A 20,599-nucleotide genomic window follows, 5' to 3' on the forward strand; every position below is an offset into this window, starting at 1 on the left:
TCTCTACTCTCTTTTAGAGTGAAATGAACGAAATACTTTTAAAAAATCCGCTCTTATTTCCTAGAGAGCCTTTCCGTTACCTTTTCACGCCCTAAAAGCTGCAAAATTTTTCCCATTTCAGGTCCATGATCCATGCCCGTAAGTGCCTGACGTAATGGCATAAATAAAGCTTTTCCTTTTCGACCTGTTTTTTCTTTTAATGCTGTTGTCCAAATTTTCCAACTTTCCTCATTCAAAGCACCTTCAGGTAAGAAATCGAGTGATTGGTGCACAAAAGCACGATCCTCTAGTGCTACTGTATCAAAATTCTGTTCATCATGAATGATTTTCCACCAAAAAACAGCATCATTGACTTTATTAATATTGCTTCTTATCGCGTTCCAGAAATATTCCGCCTTATCTCCCTCAATAGAAAGTTTTTTAAGGCGCATTTTTACTTCCTCATAGGTTAACTCATGGACAAGATGACTATTCAAAGCAAGAAGATCAGCAATATCAAATTTTGCAACGGATCTTGACGTATCTTGGAGATTAAAATGCTCTAAAAGCGCAGCTTGATTGGGATAGGGATGCACATTTTGCGATGTCCCAATCAAAACGGCAAGGCATTGAACAGCTATAGATTCAAATCCTTCTTCCCGTAGAGAACGAATAGAAAGATCATTATTACGTTTTGAAAATCCTTTTCCTAAAACTGTCGCCAATAAATTGGTATGAGCAAAAACCGGTAATTCTGCATTAAGAGCTTTAAAAAGAGCAATTTGAGCGCCTGTATTTGTAATATGATCATCCCCACGAATAATATGCGTAATAGCCATATCTACATCATCAACAATAGACGGCAATGTATAAAGATAGGTTCCATCTTCACGAATAAGAACAGGATCTGAAAGAGAAGCTAAATCAATCGTCTGCTTTCCCTTTATTGCATCATTCCAGCAAACTTCTGTTCGCTTTGTGTGTAAAGGATCACTTTCAAAATTAGGAAGAAGAAAACGCCAATGGGGTTTACGACCTTGTGATTCAAAGTTTTTTCTCTCTTCTGTTGTCAACTTCAATGCTGCACGGTCATAAACAGGAGGCAATTTGCGTGAAAGCTGGATTTTACGACGCCGCTCTAATTCCTCTGTTGTCTCATAACAAGGATAAAGAAGGCCACGTTGTTTGAGAATTTCTGCCACTTCATCATATCGATTAAATCGCTTGGATTGGTAATAAATTGCATCTGGTTGAATACCAAGCCATTCAAGGTCAACAGCAATAGCATCGATATATTCTTGTTTAGAACGTTCAATATCTGTATCATCATAGCGTAAAGTAAATTCTCCCTTATACGCTTGCGCATAAAGCCAGTTGAAAAGCGCAATACGGATATTGCCAATATGAATATAACCTGTTGGAGAGGGAGCAAAACGAACTTTAACCATAAAATAATACTCAATTTTTATCGCGAAAATGATTGACTATAGGATAGCGACGATCGCGTCCGAAATTTTTGTAACTGATTTTTACACCAAGCGCAGATTGACGCCTTTTATATTCGGCACCATAAAGAAGCTGTTCAACTTTCGCAACAGTTTCTCGTGAATGTCCACGTTTAACAATATCACAAATACTCATGTCATTTTCTACAAGATATTGTAATATATCATCTAAAATAGGATAAGGCGGAAGAGAATCTTCATCTTTTTGATTTTCCCGCAGCTCTGCAGAGGGTGCTTTTTCTATAATATTGGATGGAATGATCATTCCTTCTGGTCCTCTCAAATTGTGCAAGTGATTTTTATTGCGCCACTCCGCTAATGCATAAACCTGCATTTTATAAATATCTTTAAGAGGATTAAACCCGCCATTCATATCCCCATACAGTGTTGCATATCCCACAGCCATTTCTGACTTATTGCCTGTCGTTACCACCATTGAGCCGAATTTATTTGAAAGCGCCATTAAAAGTGTACCGCGTATACGACTTTGAAGATTTTCCTCTGTGACGTCAGAGGGTAACCCTGAAAAAACAGATGCCATTGTCTTTAAAAAAGCCTCAACAGGTTGTGCAATCGGTATGATTTCATAACGACATCCCAAAAGATCAGCACATTCTTTGGCATCTTTTAATGATTCTTGCGAAGTATAATGATAGGGCATCATAATGGTGCGAACCCTCTCAGCACCAAGAGCATCCACCGCCATTGCCGTACACAGGGCTGAATCAATTCCTCCTGAAAGACCAAGAATAACATCCTTAAAGCCGTTTTTATTAACGTAATCTTTCAACCCCAAAACACAAGCTTGATAATCAGCCGCTAATCCATTGAGAAGACTTTCATTAGGACCTGAAATACAGTGCCATCCCGTCGTTGTTTTTTGCCAATGGCTTAAAGCAATATGGCTATCAAAGTGTTTCATTTGAAATATCTTTTTGCCTTGTCCATTCAAGGCAAAAGACCCACCATCAAAAACGAGCTCATCTTGACCACCTACTTGATTAGCGTAGATAATTGGCACTCCAGATTGTAGAGCCTGTGTATGAACAACGTCTATACGTTTTAATGTTTTATTACGATAATAAGGAGATCCGTTAAGGACAAGAATAATTTCCGCTCCTTTATCTTTAAGCTCTGTACTAAGAGAGGAATCATTCCAAAGATCCTCACAAATGACTATTCCTAATTTAATTCCATGATAGACAATAGGCTGAGGACGTGGACCTGAAGAAAATAAACGCTTTTCATCAAATTCAGCATAATTAGGTAAATCAAACTTCAAACATTCGGCAATGACTCTCCCTTCATCAAGAACCATGACAGCGTTGTAAATATTACCATTGCGCCTTAATGGAAGACCAATGACAATTCCTGGTCCGCCTACGGTTATCTTTGCTAATTTCTCAACAGTCTCTTCACATGTTTTTGTAAAAGCAGGTTTTAGAACAAGATCTTCCGGCGGATAAGCACTTATAAAAAGTTCCGTGAATAAAACAAGATCAGCCCCCTCTTCTTTGGCCTTTTGATGCGCCATGACAGCTAAAGAAAAATTCCCCTCAATATCACCGACAATAGGATTTAATTGGGCAATTGATACCCGAAAATCATTTTTCATAAGCCTTTGTATCATTTCATCAGTTTAGCAACCACAACTTTATTCTTCATCATCGGAAACATCATTTTTTAAAATTCTTTTCTGCCATAATGACCTAAAAATATTAGGCAAATTTTTGCCTACCCCCCAGCAGCAATTGCTAACGATTCAGTCACGCGATTTTTTTTAAGGAGTTCAGCAACAAGAAAAGCCAATTCTAACGCTTGATCTGCATTTAACCGTGGATCACATTGCGTATGATAACGATCAGATAAATCGTCCACAGAAATGGCGTGCGCCCCTCCTGTACATTCAGTAACATCACGACCTGTCATCTCAATATGAATGCCTCCTGGATAAGTTCCTTCTCCACGATGCACTGCAAAAAAATTCTCTACTTCTTTTAAAACATAATCAAAAGGACGCGTCTTATAACCATTGGCAGTAATTGTATTGCCATGCATTGGATCACATGACCATATAACCGCACGCTTCTCGCGTTCAACAGCACGGATGAGTTTAGGCAGATAACTTTCAACTTTATCATAACCAAAGCGCGTAATGAGAGTAAGCCGCCCCAACTCGTTTTCAGGATTTAAAATATCAATTAATTTTAAAAGCTCATCAGGTTCAATGGAAGGACCACATTTTAATCCTATAGGATTCTTAATGCCGCGACAATATTCAACGTGAGCATGGTCAATCTGACGCGTACGGTCACCAATCCATAACATATGACCAGATGTTGCATACCAATTTCCTGAAGTTGAATCAATCCGAGTCAAAGCCTCTTCATAACCAAGCAACAGTGCTTCATGACTGGTATAAAAAGATGTTTCACGCAATGAAGAATGTGTTTTGGATGTAATCCCTATAGAACGCATAAAATCAATTGCTTCAGAAATACGCTCTGCCAATAATTCATAACGTTCTCCCTGCGGACTGTTAGAAACAAAACTCAACATCCATGTGTGAACATTTTCTAAATTAGCATAGCCACCTTGTGAAAAAGCACGCAATAGATTAAGTGTTGCCGCAGATTGGCGATAAGCCATAGACATCCGTTGCGGATCTGGAATACGAGAACCGGCTTCAAATTCAATGCCATTAATAATATCCCCACGATAAGCAGGAAATTCAACTCCCTCTTTTCTTTCAATATCAGAAGAGCGAGGCTTTGCAAATTGACCAGCAATACGACCAATTTTAACAACCGGTTTAGAACTACCAAAGGTCAAAACAATCGCCATTTGCAAAAATACACGAAAAAAATCACGAATATTATCAGCTTCATGTTCTGCAAAGCTTTCGGCACAATCACCACCTTGCAATAAAAAAGCTTGGCCTTTCGCAACGGCTGCTAATTCATTTTTTAAATCACGTGCTTCACCGGCAAAAACTAAAGGAGGATACCTTCTCAGTTTTCGCTCAACATCTTCTAACATAGACTTATCCGGATAAGTCGGAACTTGTTTAATTGGCCTTGTTCTCCAAGTGTCAGGCGCCCATTCTTTTATCATTACACTCTCTCTAAAGATTAATCTTACAGATTAGCATATCAAAAGCTTTTTACCGCAATATATGCTGTTTAACTTTCTATTTTCTTCCCATTTTCATATATATAACTTGGTTTATACATCGTTACTAATTCTTCTGCCATCGTTGGATGCACTGCCATCGTCTCATCAAAGATATCCTTCGTCAGCTTACCCTTGAGAGATATCCCTATAAGCTGAGCCATCTCACCAGCATTTTCCCCTAAAATATGAGCGCCCACAACAATACGGCTTTCACCATCAACAATGAGTTTCATAAGCATTTTCTCTGAACTACCAGAAAGAATATTACGCATAGGACGAAAAACTGTACGATAAATTTCAAGACGCTTATAACGCTTTACCGCCTCCTCTTCTGAAAGACCAACCGTTCCAATCTCTGGCTGTGAAAAAACTGCTGTTGTAATTAAATCATAATCAGGTGTTGTTGGAATATTTTCAAATGCTGTCTTAACAAAACACATTGCATCATGAATCGCAACGGGTGTTAATTGAATATGACCTGTTACATCACCAACAGCCCAAATATGGGGGATATTTGTTGTCATTTTCTCATCAACAACAACTGCACCAAATTCATTCACCTTAACACCTGCCCGCTCAAGTCTTAAACCCGTTGTATTTGGTACACGCCCCGTAGCCAACATAATCTGATCGGCTCTGATTATTTTCCCATTTGATAAAACAACTTCATAACAATTTTCTGCAGCCTGCACTTTAGAAATTGTTATGCCATAGAGAATAGAAATCCCTTTTTCAATCATTGCATCGCTGAGCAATTGCCGCAAATCATGATCAAAATTACGAAGGATTAAATCACCACGATGAAGGAGTGTTGTTTTTACACCTAATTCATGAAAAATATTAGCAAATTCAACACCAATATACCCTCCACCAACAATCACTATTGATTTTGGGAGTTGATTAAGGTCAAAAATCTCATTAGAAGTAAGGCAAAATTCACCGCCTTCTATGGACGTATTTGGTGCAAGTTTTGCCCCTGTTGCAATCAAAATTTTTTCTGCACTTACCCGCTCACCCGTGGCAGAAAGCTCTAATGTGTGATCATCTATAAAAGTAGCACGACTTTCATAAATATGCACATTGTTATTTTCTAATCCCTTACGATACAACCCTTCTAACCTTGATATTTCTTTATTTTTAGCTGCAACCAACTTTTCCCAGCTAAAAATTGGATCCGCATATTCCCACCCAAAACCAACACTTTTCTTAAATTCTTTTACATATTGTGATGCATAAACATAAAGTTTTTTGGGAACGCAACCACGAATAACACAAGTGCCCCCTATACGATATTCCTCTGCTATAGCGACCCGCTTGCCAAGACCTCCAGCAAGCCGTGCTGCACGCACTCCACCAGAACCACTTCCAATAACAAATAAATCAAAGTCAAAAGAGCCCACGAATTATTCCTTCTTATACATCTGCAAGAGTAGGCTAAGATCTTTTATTATCAAATGAAAGTCTTTTTTTTGAAGAAGCCTTTTTTATAAAGCAGTATTCTAAAAAGACTTATTCTCATTAAAATATTTAAAACGGCGGGAAAACCGCCGCTATTAAAAAAATCAGAAATTGCCTATTGTTGTCATGATATCGATCAAGCTATTTTTTATTTTCTGAAGATTCTGATTTTATAGGCATATTTGTAGGCATAGTAGAATTATTCAAATTAAGTGTTTCAGACATCTCTTTTTTCACATTTTCTACAAGATCCCGCATAAGAGCAGTACGCCATATATCAAATGCTGAATAAGAATCACGTGCAATATTGGGGACTTCTGTCAAAAACTTTTTACCGGTATCAGAATTATAAAATGTTGTTATCGCATCAAGCTCTTTTTGAGTAAAATATTTTGCATATACATGAGCAATCTCTTTTTCTAGATCAGAGCGCCTTTTAATTAAAGCAAGCGCCTGCTTATCAACAATATCAGAAATAGCTGTTGCCAAATTCGGATCATCGCTAATCAGTTCATTTTTGAAATCATGGACCGCATTTGGTAAAAAGCTATCAAATTGATCCGTTGCATGAATAGCTCTGATTGCCTTTCGCGCTGAATCTAAATGTTGATCACTCACACCTTGTGCATAAGCCATGCCAACATTCACAACAAAAATAGCAATTGCACTAAAATATACGACAAAACGCTGAAAAGAAAATATTATTTTCATTTAATGATTACCCCGATCGCTAATTATAATTTTAATTCGTTATTCTACCTAAAATCTTTAAGACCCTTTTTTACTGTGCTAACATATCATCATGTAAATGCCTTTTCTAAAAATCAAACGGTTCTAAAACTTTTATTTGACCATCAGCCATAGCGACAATTGCACGTGAAGCCAACCCCAAAAAAAGGCCATGCTCAACAACACCAGGAATAGCAAGAAGTGCATCTGATAATGGTTTTGGTTGCAAAATGCAGCCCCAAAATGCATCAAGAATAAAATGGCCACCATCTGTTTCAAAAGGATTTTTTCCATTCATTCGCAATGCAATTTTTCCAGAAAGCCCTAAATCATCAGCGACTTTTTCAATGGCTCTGCATGTTGTGTGGATACCAAATGGATTAACTTCAATTGGTAGTGCAAAAGCACCAAGTCTTTTTACCACCTTTGTTTCATCCGCAATGACAAGCATTGCACGAGATGCCGACGCTACAATTTTTTCATACAACAATGCTCCCCCTCCCCCTTTAATGAGCATCATCTCAGGACCAATTTCATCTGCTCCGTCAATATCAAGATCCAGCTCAGGTATTTGTTCTAAAGTGCTAACAGGCACTCCAAACTTATGACAGAGTTGTTCAGAATATTTTGAAGTAGCAACACCAGTCACCCGCAAACCATCCGCAACACGCTCACCTAGAAGACGAATAAATTCATTGACTGTCGAACCAGATCCGATACCAAGCCGCATACCATCTTCAACAAACTCAAGCGCTTTAATAGCTGCCATTTTTTTTAACTGCTGAACATTCATGAATGACTTTGCCTTCTATCCGTATAAGCAGCATTTATCACCCCTATTACCACCGATAATAATGATAATAAAAGATAACCTCTTGACGCAATCTATTTAAATTGACCATCATCTCTTGCTTGAAGAGATGTTACTCGTTATAGAAATATATGATAAGAATAAAATAGAATAATCAACAATTATCTTTTTTATTTCTTTGAGAATATTTGTTAGCATTTTTCTCATTCAATAAGAATTTTTGATTTATTTTGTGCTATCAATAGGATGCACAAAGATGCACATATCAATTTTTTTGAAAAAATTAAAATGATCAGATATAAAAAATCATCCATTTCTAGAAAACTGTAGATTATTATCTCATTTCAATAACGTTGATAAACTTACCAATTTAAATACCGTAAAATATTATGAGAAAAGTCTTCTGTTATTTTTTGTTTTGTCATTATCCAAATGTGAAGCAAAATATGACTGATTATATGTTTTTATGAATGCTGTCTGTGCATATTCCATGGTCTATGAAACCCTAGCGAAGACCAAATAATATCTCCACCTTTGGTCATCATAACGCTTCCTCGTGATAACAATTGTTGAGGTATAAATACCATTTTTGCCTTCTTGTAACAAGTTGGATTATGCATCACAAATGTCTGAATGAGAATATCTGCCTCTACACATTGATCTGTTTCTCTCTGTAAAACGATCACTTTTAATCCATTATCCAATAAAGATGTACATACATGATAATCACAAATAAATTGTCCGTGCAACGAAGGACCATATTTTGTTGGTTTAATCGTTTCATTCACACGAAATGACTTTTTCCATATGGATGTCGTGAACTTAGAAATATGGTAACGATCAATATATAATTTTTTATCATGAATAACGCCCACGAGGCGCATATTATCTGCTATAATCAGTTGTACAGGTGAATGCAATACACAAATAGAAATACCTGCCAAAATAAACAAACTAAAAAAGAGCCGGATGGGTGTTTTGCAAAAAGTCAGTCCAACCAAGCCTATACTCAATAAAACTAACGCTGATAACGGCATAAAACCAGGATTCAAATCAGGAGAAATAGCCTTGATAGCATGTGCAATCTTTATTACAAGATCAACTCCAAAACCCATAATTTGAAGAGGAAGCCATTCGAATCCTCCTAACATTGCAAGAACTGCGATTAATCCAAAGGGAATGACAAAAATTGAGATGACAGGCAAAGCAAAAGCATTACTGATAATGCTCAACGATGCCATATTAGAAAAATGATAAGCAGCATAAATTCCACTTGCACTCCCTGCAACAAAGGAAGAAGCACATGTTGAAAGCATCGATAAGAAAACAAAATTTATCACTCCTCCTCCAACATAAGAGGGAGTTGTTTTTCTTTTACGAAAAAATGATCTTCCACTCCACCAATCAAAAAAAGCGATCAAAGCAGCAGTCGCAGAAAAGGACATTTGAAAGCTAGGACCTAATATTTCATGGGGTGTCATCGCCAGAGTTATCAACCCTGCAATGGAAAAATTACGCATTGTTATAGCAGAGCGATTACACAATATAGCAACCAACATAACAGCAATCATCACAAAACTTCTTTGCGCTGATATTGCTAAGCCCGACAATAACAAATAAAAAGCTGTTATCATAAAAGCAACGATAGCAGCAAATTTTTTACTGGAATAATAGGAAGAAAAAACTGGAAAAAATGCTAAAAAACTACGGATACTCAAAAGAACTATGCCGCTTAACAACGCCATATGTAAACCTGATATTGATAAAATATGAGCTAATCCAGCTGTACGTAATGCTTCATTTGTCTCATTTGAAATACCAGCACGCTGCCCTGTTATGAGGGCAGCTGCAACACTCCCCTTTTCTCCTTCAAGGGCTATACGGATTCTTTGTGTCATCTTCGTGCGTAAATTTTCAATTTTCTGTAGAATGATAGCGAATATTCCATCAGGCTGCGAAACGGATATTTTTCTTGGTTTTCCTAAATAAACGCCTTGTGCTCCAATTCTTTTAAAATAATTATGAAAACTAAAATCGTAGCCTCCTGGACGCACCGGCCCAGAGAATGCACGAATCTTAACTTTTCCATGCAATCCATCACCAATCGCTAAGCCAGATGGCAAATATCTTGCCGATAAACGAACACGATGAAGACTATGGCGTAATACGGGATTTTCTGTATTCAAAATATCCAAAACTAAACGAAATCCTCCTTTGGCACCTGACTCAATAGAAACAATTCTTCCCGTCAATGTAGTGACAATGTCACTGCTTAGCATGGGTGTTGCAATACGCCACGTTTCTATTTTTGCCGCTAAAGCACCCAATATAATACAAAACAGAAACCCCACGGGAATCGATATTTTTCGATAAAAACGTGCTACATAGAATATTCCCAGAAAAATACTGACCAACGCCCCCAATTGTCCCCAACTTGGTTCCCACTCTAAATGAAAATAGAAAATGATTCCTAGGGCAAAAAAGACTAAAATCAGCGAAAAAAGGATACCAAAAGAAACTTCTTTATTAATACAATCTTCTAACCATTTGCGAAAAAAAATGATTACTTCTTTTAAGAGTGTCAATAAAAAAAGTTTTTGTTGATTATAGCTACTGTTCTTTGCATCATCATACCTAGAAAAAACACTCTGCCCTATCTGACATGGCTTTTTTCTTTCTGTAACAGATTTTTCGGATAAACCCTCTTTACTTTTATAAAACATCAGTCCCCCACTTTAACTCGCAATACGGCTATTGCACGCCCCATCACTTATGCTAACATGACTTTTCTATAAAATTCCATAAGTAATATCTTAGTTTAAAGGAAAATATTCGTGTCTGTTATTACTCGTTTTGCCCCTTCACCCACTGGCTTCCTTCACATTGGTGGTGCTCGTACTGCTCTTTTTAATTGGCTTTATGCAAAACATACCGGTGGAAAAATGCTTTTACGAATTGAAGATACAGACCGAGAGCGTTCAACCGAAGCAGCTGTAAAAGCCATTATAGATGGCTTGCACTGGATGGGTCTTAGTTATGATGGCGCCCCTATTTCGCAATTCGAACGAGCAGAACGTCACCGCCAAATCGCTGAACAGTTGGTCAAGAATGGCAAAGCATATTATTGTTATGCTTCACCTGAGGAGTTAGCTGAAATGCGTGAAAAAGCCCGTTCAGAAGGGCGCCCACCACGTTATGATGGACGTTGGCGTGACCGTGATAGTTCTGAAGCTCCTAAAGGTGTTAAGCCTGTTATTCGCATCAAAGCCCCTCAAGATGGAGAAACGATTGTACATGATCGTGTTCAAGGTGATGTCCGTTTTCCTAATAAAGATCTCGATGACTTCATTATTTTGCGTTCTGATGGTTCGCCTACCTATATGCATGCTGTTGTCGTTGATGATCATGATATGGGCATCACACATATTATACGTGGTGACGATCATCTTACCAACGCAGCCCGACAAACGATTATCTTTAAAGCAATGGGATGGGACATTCCTGTTATGGCCCATATTCCTCTTATCCATGGTGAAAACGGTGCAAAATTATCAAAGCGACATGGTGCGCTCGGTGTTGATGCCTACCGAACAATGGGATATCTTCCTGCTGCTTTGCGCAATTACCTTGTCCGTTTAGGTTGGAGTCATGGTGATGACGAACTGATGTCACTTAAAGATATGATTTCTTGGTTTGATATTGAGGATATTAACAAAGGTGCTGCTCGTTTTGATCTCAAAAAGCTCGATTCCATCAACGGACACTATATGCGTATGAGTAATGATCAAGAACTTTTTGATGCCGCTCTTAATATTCTACCAGAAACCGATAGGGGAGCACAAATTATTGAAAGACTTGATGAAAAACGCCGTGTTCAATTTTTAAAAGCAATCCCGCATTTGAAAGAACGTTCAAAAACACTGTGCGAACTGATTGACAATGCCTCCTTCATTTTTACGCAACGACCTTTACAACTTGATGAAAAAGCTCAAAAGCTCTTAGATAAAAATGGACGAACCATTTTAAACGATCTTTATCTTGCTCTGAAAGCGTGCCCCTCTTGGGATACAAAAACTCTAGATGAAACACTTCGCTCTTTTGTCCAAACACAGAATCTCAAATTTGGATCTATCGCCCAACCACTTCGCGCAGCTCTTACAGGATGTGCAACATCACCAGGTGTTTTGGATATTCTTATTTTATTAGGACGCAATGAATCCCTTCATCGCATCAAGGACCAACTTATCACAACAATATGCCCATGATGTGCACTGAGTATATTTCCTCAAATAAGGATCTATACAGATATCTCAACGCGCCCTAAAAGAGTTTTTTATGTTATATCATTGAAATACATTTCTTATTGAGTAATAATGATCAATAAGGAAATATTTTTAGATTGCATGTACTCACTTTTAGAGGCAATCTACCCTTAAATAAGTAAGAAAAGCTTCAGTTATACATCCCCCACTCTGATGAAGCAGAGTCTTAATTTTTAGAAGTGAAGGATCTGAAAGGAATACCGAATGTCTGAGAATAACGCATATATTATTGTGAATGATAAAAAAGTAGAGCTTCCCTTGCGTAAAGGCACGAGTGGACCTGAAGTCATTGAAATTGCTTCTCTCTATAAAAAAACCGATATTTTTACTTATGATCCTGGTTTTACTTCAACAGCTTCTTGTGAATCAAAAATTACTTATATCGATGGTGATAAAGGCATATTGCTTTATCGTGGTTATCCTATTGATCAATTGGCTGAAAAAGGAGACTTTCTCGAAAGTTGTTATCTTTTACTTTATGGTGAACTCCCAACACAGCAAGAAAAAAATGAATTTGATCGATGTATTATGCAGCATACCATGGTCCACGAACAATTTGCACGCTTCTTCCATGGCTTCCGTCGTGATTCTCATCCTATGGCCGTCATGGTTGCCTGCCTTGGCGCTATGTCTGCGTTCTATCACGACTCTATTGATATTACAGATCCTCACCAGAGAATGATTGCTTCTGTTCGTCTTATCTCAAAAGTTCCAACGCTTGCTGCTATGGCCTATAAATACAGTATTGGACAAGCATTTGTTTATCCACGTAATGATCTTAGTTATGCTGCAAATTTCCTCCATATGTGTTTTGCTGTTCCTTGTGAAGAATATAAAACAAACCCTGTGCTTGCTCGGGCGATGGATCAAATATTTACCCTTCATGCAGATCATGAACAAAATGCTTCTACATCTACGGTACGTCTTGCTGGATCCTCAGGTGCTAATCCGTTTGCCTGTATTGCAGCAGGTGTTGCATGCCTTTGGGGACCAGCACATGGTGGTGCCAATGAAGCATGCCTAAAAATGCTACAAGAAATAGGTTCTATTAAAAGAATTCCTGAATTTATTGCACGTGCAAAAGATAAAAATGATCCTTTCCGCCTTATGGGCTTTGGGCACCGTGTCTATAAAAATTATGATCCACGTGCAAAAATCATGCAAAAAACCTGTCATAAAGTTTTAAAAGAACTCAACATTCAAGATGACCCTCTTCTTGATATTGCAATAGAGCTTGAAAGAATTGCCTTAAGTGATGAATATTTTATTGAGAAAAAGCTTTATCCCAATGTTGATTTCTATTCCGGCATTACATTAAAAGCTCTAGGTTTTCCAACTGAAATGTTTACTGTCCTTTTTGCATTGGCGCGCAGTGTCGGGTGGGTGGCACAATGGAAAGAAATGATTGAAGACCCTGCACAAAAAATTGGTCGTCCTCGACAACTCTACACAGGCTATGCTATGCGTGACTATGTTCCTATAGATGAACGTGCAAATTAAAAAAAGAAATCAATAAAGCTTCAATTTACTGAAGCTTTATTGAGAGTAATCAAAAAACATCCTTTAAAAATTTTTATAAAACGTGATTTTAAAACTCTTTCTACAGAGATAACATCATCATAAAAATTTACTAAAAAATTCTAAGTTTTAGCTCTGTAAAGAAATTGAGAATACTCTTCTGCAAATTAGCCAAACATTTAGCAAAAAGAAATTGAAAATTTTACCTTATAATCCTCATTATCTTTAATGGAAATGTATTCCCTATCATTCCCCCATGTTTAAAAGCCTTATTACATATTAAAATCTAGCAATGTCAGAATTTTTCTTTCTATCTTCTTCAGATAAAATTGCAAAAAGCTTACATTAAGTGCTTCTCTAATTAGAATAAAAACACTTTTACATTTTGTCCTGTTAAAAGCTGAAATTTTCTTTGTATTTAAGTTGATAGTTTTTCTTTTAAAGATAAATTATTGATTTTTAAATAAAATTATTAAAAATCACCCTATAACCAATAAGAGGTGACTTTCTTTCATATATTTTTTATTCCCATACTTTATAAAAAGAAATTATTTTTTTGATAATGATATTCAGCATAATGATAGCAAAATGAACACAGATAAATTTTTTACATTGCTCCAAAAGAGCTTACAGATTATAAAAATTCATGATGGTTTCATATTTGCCAGCTTATCTAATAGGAGAACATAATGAAATTATTAGCAGGAGCTCTTATAATAAGCGCGACACTGTTTACCCTATCGGCCAATTCTCAAACGCTGAAAATTGCAAGCGATGCTTCTTATCCGCCATTTAGTTATATTGACTCAAATAACAAACTGCAAGGGTTTGATATTGATATATCTTATGCGCTTTGTAAAAAAATGAATGTTGAATGTACTATTGTCACACAAGACTTTGAGGGGATGATTCCCGGTCTTCTTGCCAAAAAATATGATGCTATCGTTTCTTCCCTTTCTCCTACAAAAGAGCGCTTACAAAAAATTGATTTTACAGATCCTTACTACAACACAGCACTCGCTGTTATCGTTACCAAAAATTCGGAAATTAAAGAAATCTCAACACAAGCCTTTAGAGGTAAAAACCTTGGTGTACAATCAAATACAACACAAGCTGCATATGCGGAAGATCATTATGCCTCTGAAGGAGTTAATATCAAACTTTATCCTACAGCAACAGAAGTTAATCGTGATCTTTTAAGCCATAGGCTTGATATCATCATCTTTGATAAATTAAAAGCATTAAATTGGCTTGAAAATGAAGGAAAAGACTGCTGTCTCCTCTTGGGAACTCTAGAAGAAACAAATTTTCCTATTGCAATTGCACTCCGTCAAAATAATAATGATCTTAAAAACAGTTTTAATAAAGCAATAGAAGAAATTCGCGCCGATGGAACCTATGAGAAAATTATGAGAAAATATTTTACTTTCGATATCAATTAGATATCACTATGAATTAAAACTCAATCTGTATATTTAAGGGGTATCTTTAACTTTTTATTGGACATGCGGGTATAATTGGAAATTCGGCATTTTTATAAGAAAATTTACATTTATCAAAATAACTTTTAATTGCTCCTTGAGATCTAAACATTTTGTAGAATCTAATAACAACAATAAGGTTGTATTTTTATCGTATCAAAATCTAATTTTTTCTTTATGTTCAAATTGAATAGCCTTATTTTCAAAAAAAATCTCAGTTTTGACTCATGAAATGATTCAAATCAATCATTTCGTGAAAATTAAGCTATCATACAAGCAATAAGATATTTATTCTTTTTTTATCAATAATGCCCAACATAATGATCTAAAATAAACATCAATAAATTTTTGAATTGCTCCCAAAAAGCTTACAGATTATAAAAACATAATGATTTCATATTGCCCGCTTATCCAATAGGAGAACATCATGAAACTATTAGCAGGAGCTCTTATAATAAGCGCCGCACTATTCACCCAATTGGCTGATGCGAAAACATTAAAAATTGCGAGTGAAGGCACCTATCCTCCCTTCAGTTATATTGACTCAAATAATAAATTGCAGGGACTTGATATTGATATATCTTATGCACTTTGTAAAAAAATGAATGTTGAGTGTACTATTGTTACACAAGACTTCGAGGGAATGATCCCTGGACTTATTGCAAAAAAATATGATGCTATCATTGCTTCCCTCTCTCTCACACAAGAGCGTTTACAAAAAATTGACTTTACAGATCCTTACTACGATACAGCACTGGCTGTTATTGTTACCAAAGCTTCGGAAATTAAAGAAATCTCGACAAAAGACTTTAGAGGTAAAAATCTTGGTGTGCAATCAAATACAACACAAGCTTTCTATGCAGAAGATCATTATGCCTCTGAAGAGGTGAAAATAAAACTCTATCCTTCCACAATCGAAGTGAATCGTGATCTTTTAAATCATCGACTTGATGTGATTATTGTTGATAAATTACAAGCATTAAATTGGCTTAAAAATGAAGGAAAAGATTGCTGTTTTCTCCTAGGAACTCTAGAAGAAACAAGATTTCCTGTTGCAATTGCAGTCCGTCAAAATAATAATGATCTTAAAAATAAGCTCAATGAGGCGCTAAAAGAAATTCGTTTGGATGGAACTTATGAGAAAATTATGAGAAAATATTTTACAAGTGATGTTTATTAAATATCAATATGATATTTAAATGAAACCCGTTGGTTATTGCTAAAAAATATTATCTAACTCTTTCATGAGGAACACAAGAATGATTGAAAATTTAGCATTGCTATCATTTAGCAATGGGGGATGGGGAGCGGTTATACTTTCCAGTGCAGGAATGACATTGTCATTGGCGTTATGTTGTGGCCTTCTAGGATTTCCTCTAGGACTTCTCAATGCAGTAATGATTCGATCCAATATTAAGATAGCTAAAGCTCTAGCACGTCTCTTTTCAACGGTGTTTCGTGGATTACCAGAGCTTTTAACTCTGTTTTTAGTTTACTACGGATTACAAAGCCTTATTCAAAATTTATTTGACTATTTTAATTTTGAAATCATGTTCAGTATCAATGCTTTTGTTGCTGGTGTTCTTGCTCTTAGTATGGTTCTTGCAGCTTTTTCTTGTGAAGTTTGGCTTGGAGCATTTAATATTTTTGATAAAGGTCAATATGAAGCGGCTAAAGCTTTAGGTCTTTCGCGAACAACCACATTTTTTCGTATTGTCTTTCCTCAGCTCATCCGAAATGCCTTACCAGGACTTTCTAATAATTGGCTTACTTTACTGAAAGATACATCCCTTGTTTCTACAATCGCGCTTGTTGACCTCATGCGACAAACGAATTTAGCTGTCGCTGCTACCAATAAACCCATGCTATTTTATTTTATAGCATGCTTACTCTATTTGTTATTTTCAGCGTTTTTTACTGCAATCTTACGCCATTTGGAAACATACACTCAAATAGGCTATAAAAAGGTGCTAGGTCAATGATTCCTGAGTGGCTTTATTTCCTTTTTAATCCTGATCTTTTAAGCCATTATGGACCAAAATTTATTAATGGCTTTATTATTACTGTTGAGCTTGTTTCTATTTCTTGTTCTCTAGGTCTTTTTTTGGGTATGATTATCGCTTTTGCACGTCTATCAAAGAATACATTTTTACAATATTTTGCAAATGCTTATGTCTATTTTTTCCGCGGCTCTCCTTTATTAGCTCAACTCTTTCTTTTTTATTATGGGCTTGGTTCAATGAACAGTTTTTGGCAACAGGTGGGGCTATGGTGGTTTTTTCAAAACGCGTGGTATTGTTGTCTTTTTATTTTTACACTCAATTCTGCTGCCTATCAATCTGAGATCTTTAAAGGAAGTTTTCTATCCGTAACAACTGGACAACGCGAAGCATCAAAAGCTTTAGGTTTAAGCAACTCTGTCACATTTTTTAGAGTTATTCTTCCACAAGCAATGATTGTAGCATTACGCCCCCTAGGAAATGAGTTGATTTTAATGATTAAATCCAGTGCTGTTGCCTCACTTATTACTGTTTATGATTTAATGGGGGTTGCTAAACTCGCTTATTCACGGACTTTCGATTTTCAAGTTTACGTTTGGGCTGCTCTTATCTATCTCTTTATCGTTGAACTCATTCATCGTTTTATTGTTTTTATCGAGCAGCGCCTCACTCGACATTTACGGTAAATAAAATGATCATAAAAAACTTTACCAAACCAAAATGTTGAATTAATCAAGTTCTTCATCAATGAAAGAATAAAATAAGATGAATTTGAAAAATAATAAATCGATCTCTCCCAGTAAAAAACCAGTGATCTCTATTCGAAATCTAAATAAATGGTATGGAAACTTTCAGGTCCTACATGATATCAACTTTAATGTTCAAGCTGGTGAACATATCGTTATTTGTGGACCATCCGGATCAGGAAAATCAACGTTAATTCGTTGTATTAATCAATTAGAACAAGCACAAAAAGGTTCAATCTGTATCCATAACGTTGATATCCATACTGCACCTATACAACAGCAAAAAAATGTTCTTCGTAAGATAGGAATGGTCTTTCAGAACTTTAATTTATTTCCCCACATGAGCGTTATACAAAATTGTATTTTAGCACCTATGACCGTTCAAGGGCTTTCCAAACAACAAGCACAAGAACGGGCAATTCGTTACTTAACGCATGTTGGTATTGAAAAACACTGTGAAAAATATCCTTTACAACTTTCTGGTGGGCAACAACAACGTGTTGCGATTGCCCGTGCACTTTGTATGGAACCCGAAGTCATGCTTTTTGATGAACCAACCTCTGCTCTTGATCCAGAAAGTGTGGGAGAAGTTTTGGAAGTGATGGCTCGATTAGCCGATACAGGGATCACAATGCTTTGTGTTACCCATGAAATGGGCTTCGCACGTAAAGTCTCAGAAAGAATACTCTTTCTAGAAAATGGAAAAATTGTTGAAGATGCAGCCTCTGAAGAATTTTTTACCAATCCTAAAAGCCAACGTGCTTGTAATTTTCTTGCTAAAATTAAATATTAATCATTAAAATATTGCTTTATTTATACAATTTTATTCCTGCTTTTTAAAAGAGTGATAATTGTTTGTGCGCCAACAACCCCCGATGGTACTTCAGTTTTCATTTTCTGTTCTACCATCTCAAAGGAATCAAGTTGTGCCTGTCGCAATAAAGGATTAGCCAAAAGTTGTTCTACCTGTCTTGCTAACATGCCAGGACGGATTAATTCATTCAAATATTCCGAAACAATAGGCTTATCAGCAATAATATTTGGAAGAGCAGCACTCCATAACATCATTTTAGGAAAAATAAATAATTTAGAAAAGAAATCAAGTTTATAGCAAAGAACCATAGGAACTTTTGCTAAGGCTAATTCAAGTGAAACAGTTCCATGTGCAGCAAGAGCAACATTTGCTTGTGCAAAAGCACGCCATTTTTCATCTTCACCAACTACAATTTCTATCTTGCTTTTCCAGCCCTGCACAAAGTCCCGGATTCTATCTACCAAATGAGGTAAGGTTGGTAAAATAATACGTAAATGAGGAATACGTTGTACAAGAATCTCTACTGTTTCTCGAAAAATAGGCATTAAGGAACGAATTTCTGAATTGCGTGATCCTGGCAAAATAACTAATGTAGGCGATAATGTTTGTGTATCGATCAAATTTCTTTGTTCTAATTGGCTTTTTTTTTCTGACTGAACTCTCAAAAGGGGAGGATATGTCAAAAGACGATGTCCAACATAAGTCGTGGCAGGGCCTCCCAAATCTTGCATAATCTTTTCTTCAAAAGGAAAAACCGCTAAAACATGATCAACAAATCCACACATAGCTTTCGCACGCTCTGGCCTCCATGCCCAAACAGTCGGTGCAATATATTTAATGATAGGAATAGAAGGCGCTAAAGCACGTACCTTTTTTGCAATACGATGCGTGAAATCAGGACTATCAATAATAATTAAACAATCAGGTTGTTCTTGTGCAATAAATTTGGATAAATTGCGAATATGTAGCAACAACAATGGTAGTTTTTTCAACACCTCCTTTAAACCTATTAAAGCAATATCATGGGAATCAAAAAAGCTTTTTAAGCCTAATGCCTTTAAATGGCTCCCCCCAACACCAATCAAATGAATATTGCATCCTATCTGTTGTGATAAACAAGAAATTAGATCGGCCCCAAGTAAATCACCAGATTCCTCACCTGAAACCACTGCAATCTTTAAGAAACAATTATTCATGACCAAACTTTTCAAATGTCTCTATAAATAAAGAATATTTGTTGGCTTTTTCTATTGTTGTTTTCACTGATAATATTAGACTTCTATTTGCCTCCACCGCAACACCAGATAAACCACTCTTTGCAATATTCATTATTGTCGCGGGCCCAATTGATGGCAAATCAACGCGATTATCCTGTTGTGGTTTTGCGCATTTTACAAGAATGCCACCTTTAAGGGGAATTTGCCCTCTTTCTCGCATTTCACAAATACGCCACAACATACTATCAGTTCCCTCAGCCCCCTCTAGAGCAACCACCCTTCCTTGGACAACGACAACGGCTTGCCCGATATCTAATTGACCTAAAAGCTTTGCTGCTTCTACTGCTAAAAAAATATCTTTTTTCTCTTTTGGAGTAGCGCGCCGTACTGTTAAATTAAATTCTATGGGAGCTAAAAGATCTGGGACTATTTCGTGAGCACCGATAACACAAAAACCGTGTGCTTCAATAACCCGTATAAAAGCTTTTAATAACGCATCGTCTCCCCTCTTCAAAGCTCCGATTAACTTAGGAAGAGCTAAAAATGTTGTCCAGTCCAGTCGCAATTGTTTAAGAAGTGGACGCTTTTTTACACCACCTGCCAAAACAACATTATATACACCAGCCTCTTTTAAAATTTTAACGAGTCGTGCTAACTCTACAATTGATAGCTCGCAATGCTCATAGCGATAAAGAACAGAATCTGCCTCACCATGCAAAAGCACAAGAAAAGGATTTTCTCCATTCTTCTCAAGAGTCTGCGCAACAGTAATCGGTAGAACACCATTTCCTGCTATAATAGCAGTACGGCCGGAAAAAAAACTTCTGGCTCCCCAAATAGGCATT

The 20,599-nt window shown here is 36.6% G+C and carries 16 protein-coding genes; 7 read left to right on the top strand and 9 right to left on the bottom strand.

Going from position 1 to position 20,599, the window contains the following annotated elements:
* Nucleotides 1-53: 53 nt before the first annotated feature.
* The 7 genes from gltX (ACFINL_RS06745) to ACFINL_RS06775 all read right to left on the bottom strand — a co-directional run bounded on the left by gltX (ACFINL_RS06745) (nucleotide 54) and on the right by ACFINL_RS06775 (nucleotide 10,379).
* Nucleotides 54-1,427 (bottom strand): glutamate--tRNA ligase, encoded by a 1,374-nt coding sequence (gltX, locus tag ACFINL_RS06745; protein ID WP_375651189.1) that lies wholly within the window; start codon nucleotides 1,425-1,427, stop codon nucleotides 54-56.
* A gap of 10 nt (nucleotides 1,428-1,437) precedes the next feature.
* Entirely contained in the window at nucleotides 1,438-3,099 is a 1,662-nt protein-coding gene (locus ACFINL_RS06750; RefSeq protein WP_375651191.1) for an NAD+ synthase, read from the bottom strand.
* Nucleotides 3,100-3,218: 119 nt separating this feature from the next.
* Nucleotides 3,219-4,598 carry a class II 3-deoxy-7-phosphoheptulonate synthase gene (locus ACFINL_RS06755; RefSeq protein WP_375612142.1) on the bottom strand — a complete coding sequence of 460 codons (1,380 nt, stop codon included), beginning with the start codon at nucleotides 4,596-4,598 and terminating at the stop codon, nucleotides 3,219-3,221.
* Nucleotides 4,599-4,666: 68 nt separating this feature from the next.
* Nucleotides 4,667-6,058, bottom strand: a complete 1,392-nt coding sequence (gor, locus tag ACFINL_RS06760) for a glutathione-disulfide reductase (RefSeq protein ID WP_375612141.1) — start codon at nucleotides 6,056-6,058, stop codon at nucleotides 4,667-4,669.
* A gap of 199 nt (nucleotides 6,059-6,257) precedes the next feature.
* Nucleotides 6,258-6,827 carry a DUF2059 domain-containing protein gene (locus ACFINL_RS06765; protein WP_375612140.1) on the bottom strand — a complete coding sequence of 190 codons (570 nt, stop codon included), beginning with the start codon at nucleotides 6,825-6,827 and terminating at the stop codon, nucleotides 6,258-6,260.
* A 106-nt stretch (nucleotides 6,828-6,933) separates the two neighbouring features.
* The gene (gene rpiA / locus ACFINL_RS06770) at nucleotides 6,934-7,638 is read right to left on the bottom strand and encodes a ribose-5-phosphate isomerase RpiA (RefSeq protein WP_375612139.1); all 705 of its coding nucleotides are present in this window, start codon (nucleotides 7,636-7,638) and stop codon (nucleotides 6,934-6,936) included.
* 482 nt (nucleotides 7,639-8,120) lie between these two features.
* A complete protein-coding gene (locus ACFINL_RS06775; protein ID WP_375612138.1) occupies nucleotides 8,121-10,379 on the bottom strand; it encodes a ComEC/Rec2 family competence protein in 2,259 nt (752 codons plus the stop codon).
* A 111-nt stretch (nucleotides 10,380-10,490) separates the two neighbouring features.
* Between ACFINL_RS06775 and gltX (ACFINL_RS06780) the strand changes: the two genes are divergently transcribed.
* The 7 genes from gltX (ACFINL_RS06780) (at nucleotide 10,491) to ACFINL_RS06810 (ending at nucleotide 18,516) form a co-directional block, all read left to right on the top strand.
* Nucleotides 10,491-11,921 carry a glutamate--tRNA ligase gene (gene gltX / locus ACFINL_RS06780; protein ID WP_375651193.1) on the top strand — a complete coding sequence of 477 codons (1,431 nt, stop codon included), beginning with the start codon at nucleotides 10,491-10,493 and terminating at the stop codon, nucleotides 11,919-11,921.
* A gap of 261 nt (nucleotides 11,922-12,182) precedes the next feature.
* Entirely contained in the window at nucleotides 12,183-13,478 is a 1,296-nt protein-coding gene (gene gltA, locus ACFINL_RS06785; RefSeq protein WP_375612136.1) for a citrate synthase, read from the top strand.
* Between the two features lie 707 nt (nucleotides 13,479-14,185).
* A complete protein-coding gene (locus tag ACFINL_RS06790) occupies nucleotides 14,186-14,938 on the top strand; it encodes a transporter substrate-binding domain-containing protein (protein ID WP_375612135.1) in 753 nt (250 codons plus the stop codon).
* A 466-nt stretch (nucleotides 14,939-15,404) separates the two neighbouring features.
* Complete coding sequence (locus ACFINL_RS06795) at nucleotides 15,405-16,157, top strand: transporter substrate-binding domain-containing protein (protein WP_375651195.1); 753 nt, start codon at nucleotides 15,405-15,407, stop codon at nucleotides 16,155-16,157.
* 79 nt (nucleotides 16,158-16,236) lie between these two features.
* Entirely contained in the window at nucleotides 16,237-16,959 is a 723-nt protein-coding gene (locus ACFINL_RS06800; protein ID WP_375620789.1) for an ABC transporter permease, read from the top strand.
* The gene (locus ACFINL_RS06805; RefSeq protein WP_375620788.1) at nucleotides 16,956-17,663 is read left to right on the top strand and encodes an ABC transporter permease; all 708 of its coding nucleotides are present in this window, start codon (nucleotides 16,956-16,958) and stop codon (nucleotides 17,661-17,663) included. The genes ACFINL_RS06800 and ACFINL_RS06805 overlap by 4 nt, the downstream gene beginning before the upstream one ends.
* Before the next feature lie 79 nt (nucleotides 17,664-17,742).
* The gene (locus ACFINL_RS06810) at nucleotides 17,743-18,516 is read left to right on the top strand and encodes an amino acid ABC transporter ATP-binding protein (protein WP_375651197.1); all 774 of its coding nucleotides are present in this window, start codon (nucleotides 17,743-17,745) and stop codon (nucleotides 18,514-18,516) included.
* Nucleotides 18,517-18,536: 20 nt separating this feature from the next.
* On the opposite strand, the gene lpxB is transcribed toward ACFINL_RS06810, so the two are convergent.
* A complete protein-coding gene (gene lpxB / locus ACFINL_RS06815; RefSeq protein WP_375612130.1) occupies nucleotides 18,537-19,733 on the bottom strand; it encodes a lipid-A-disaccharide synthase in 1,197 nt (398 codons plus the stop codon).
* Nucleotides 19,726-20,598, bottom strand: a complete 873-nt coding sequence (locus ACFINL_RS06820; protein WP_375651199.1) for an LpxI family protein — start codon at nucleotides 20,596-20,598, stop codon at nucleotides 19,726-19,728. Before ACFINL_RS06820 ends, lpxB begins: the two co-directional genes overlap by 8 nt.
* Nucleotide 20,599 lies beyond the last annotated feature (1 nt).

Source organism: Bartonella sp. AA78NXGY (genome assembly GCF_042197005.1).
Lineage (GTDB): Bacteria > Pseudomonadota > Alphaproteobacteria > Rhizobiales > Rhizobiaceae > Bartonella.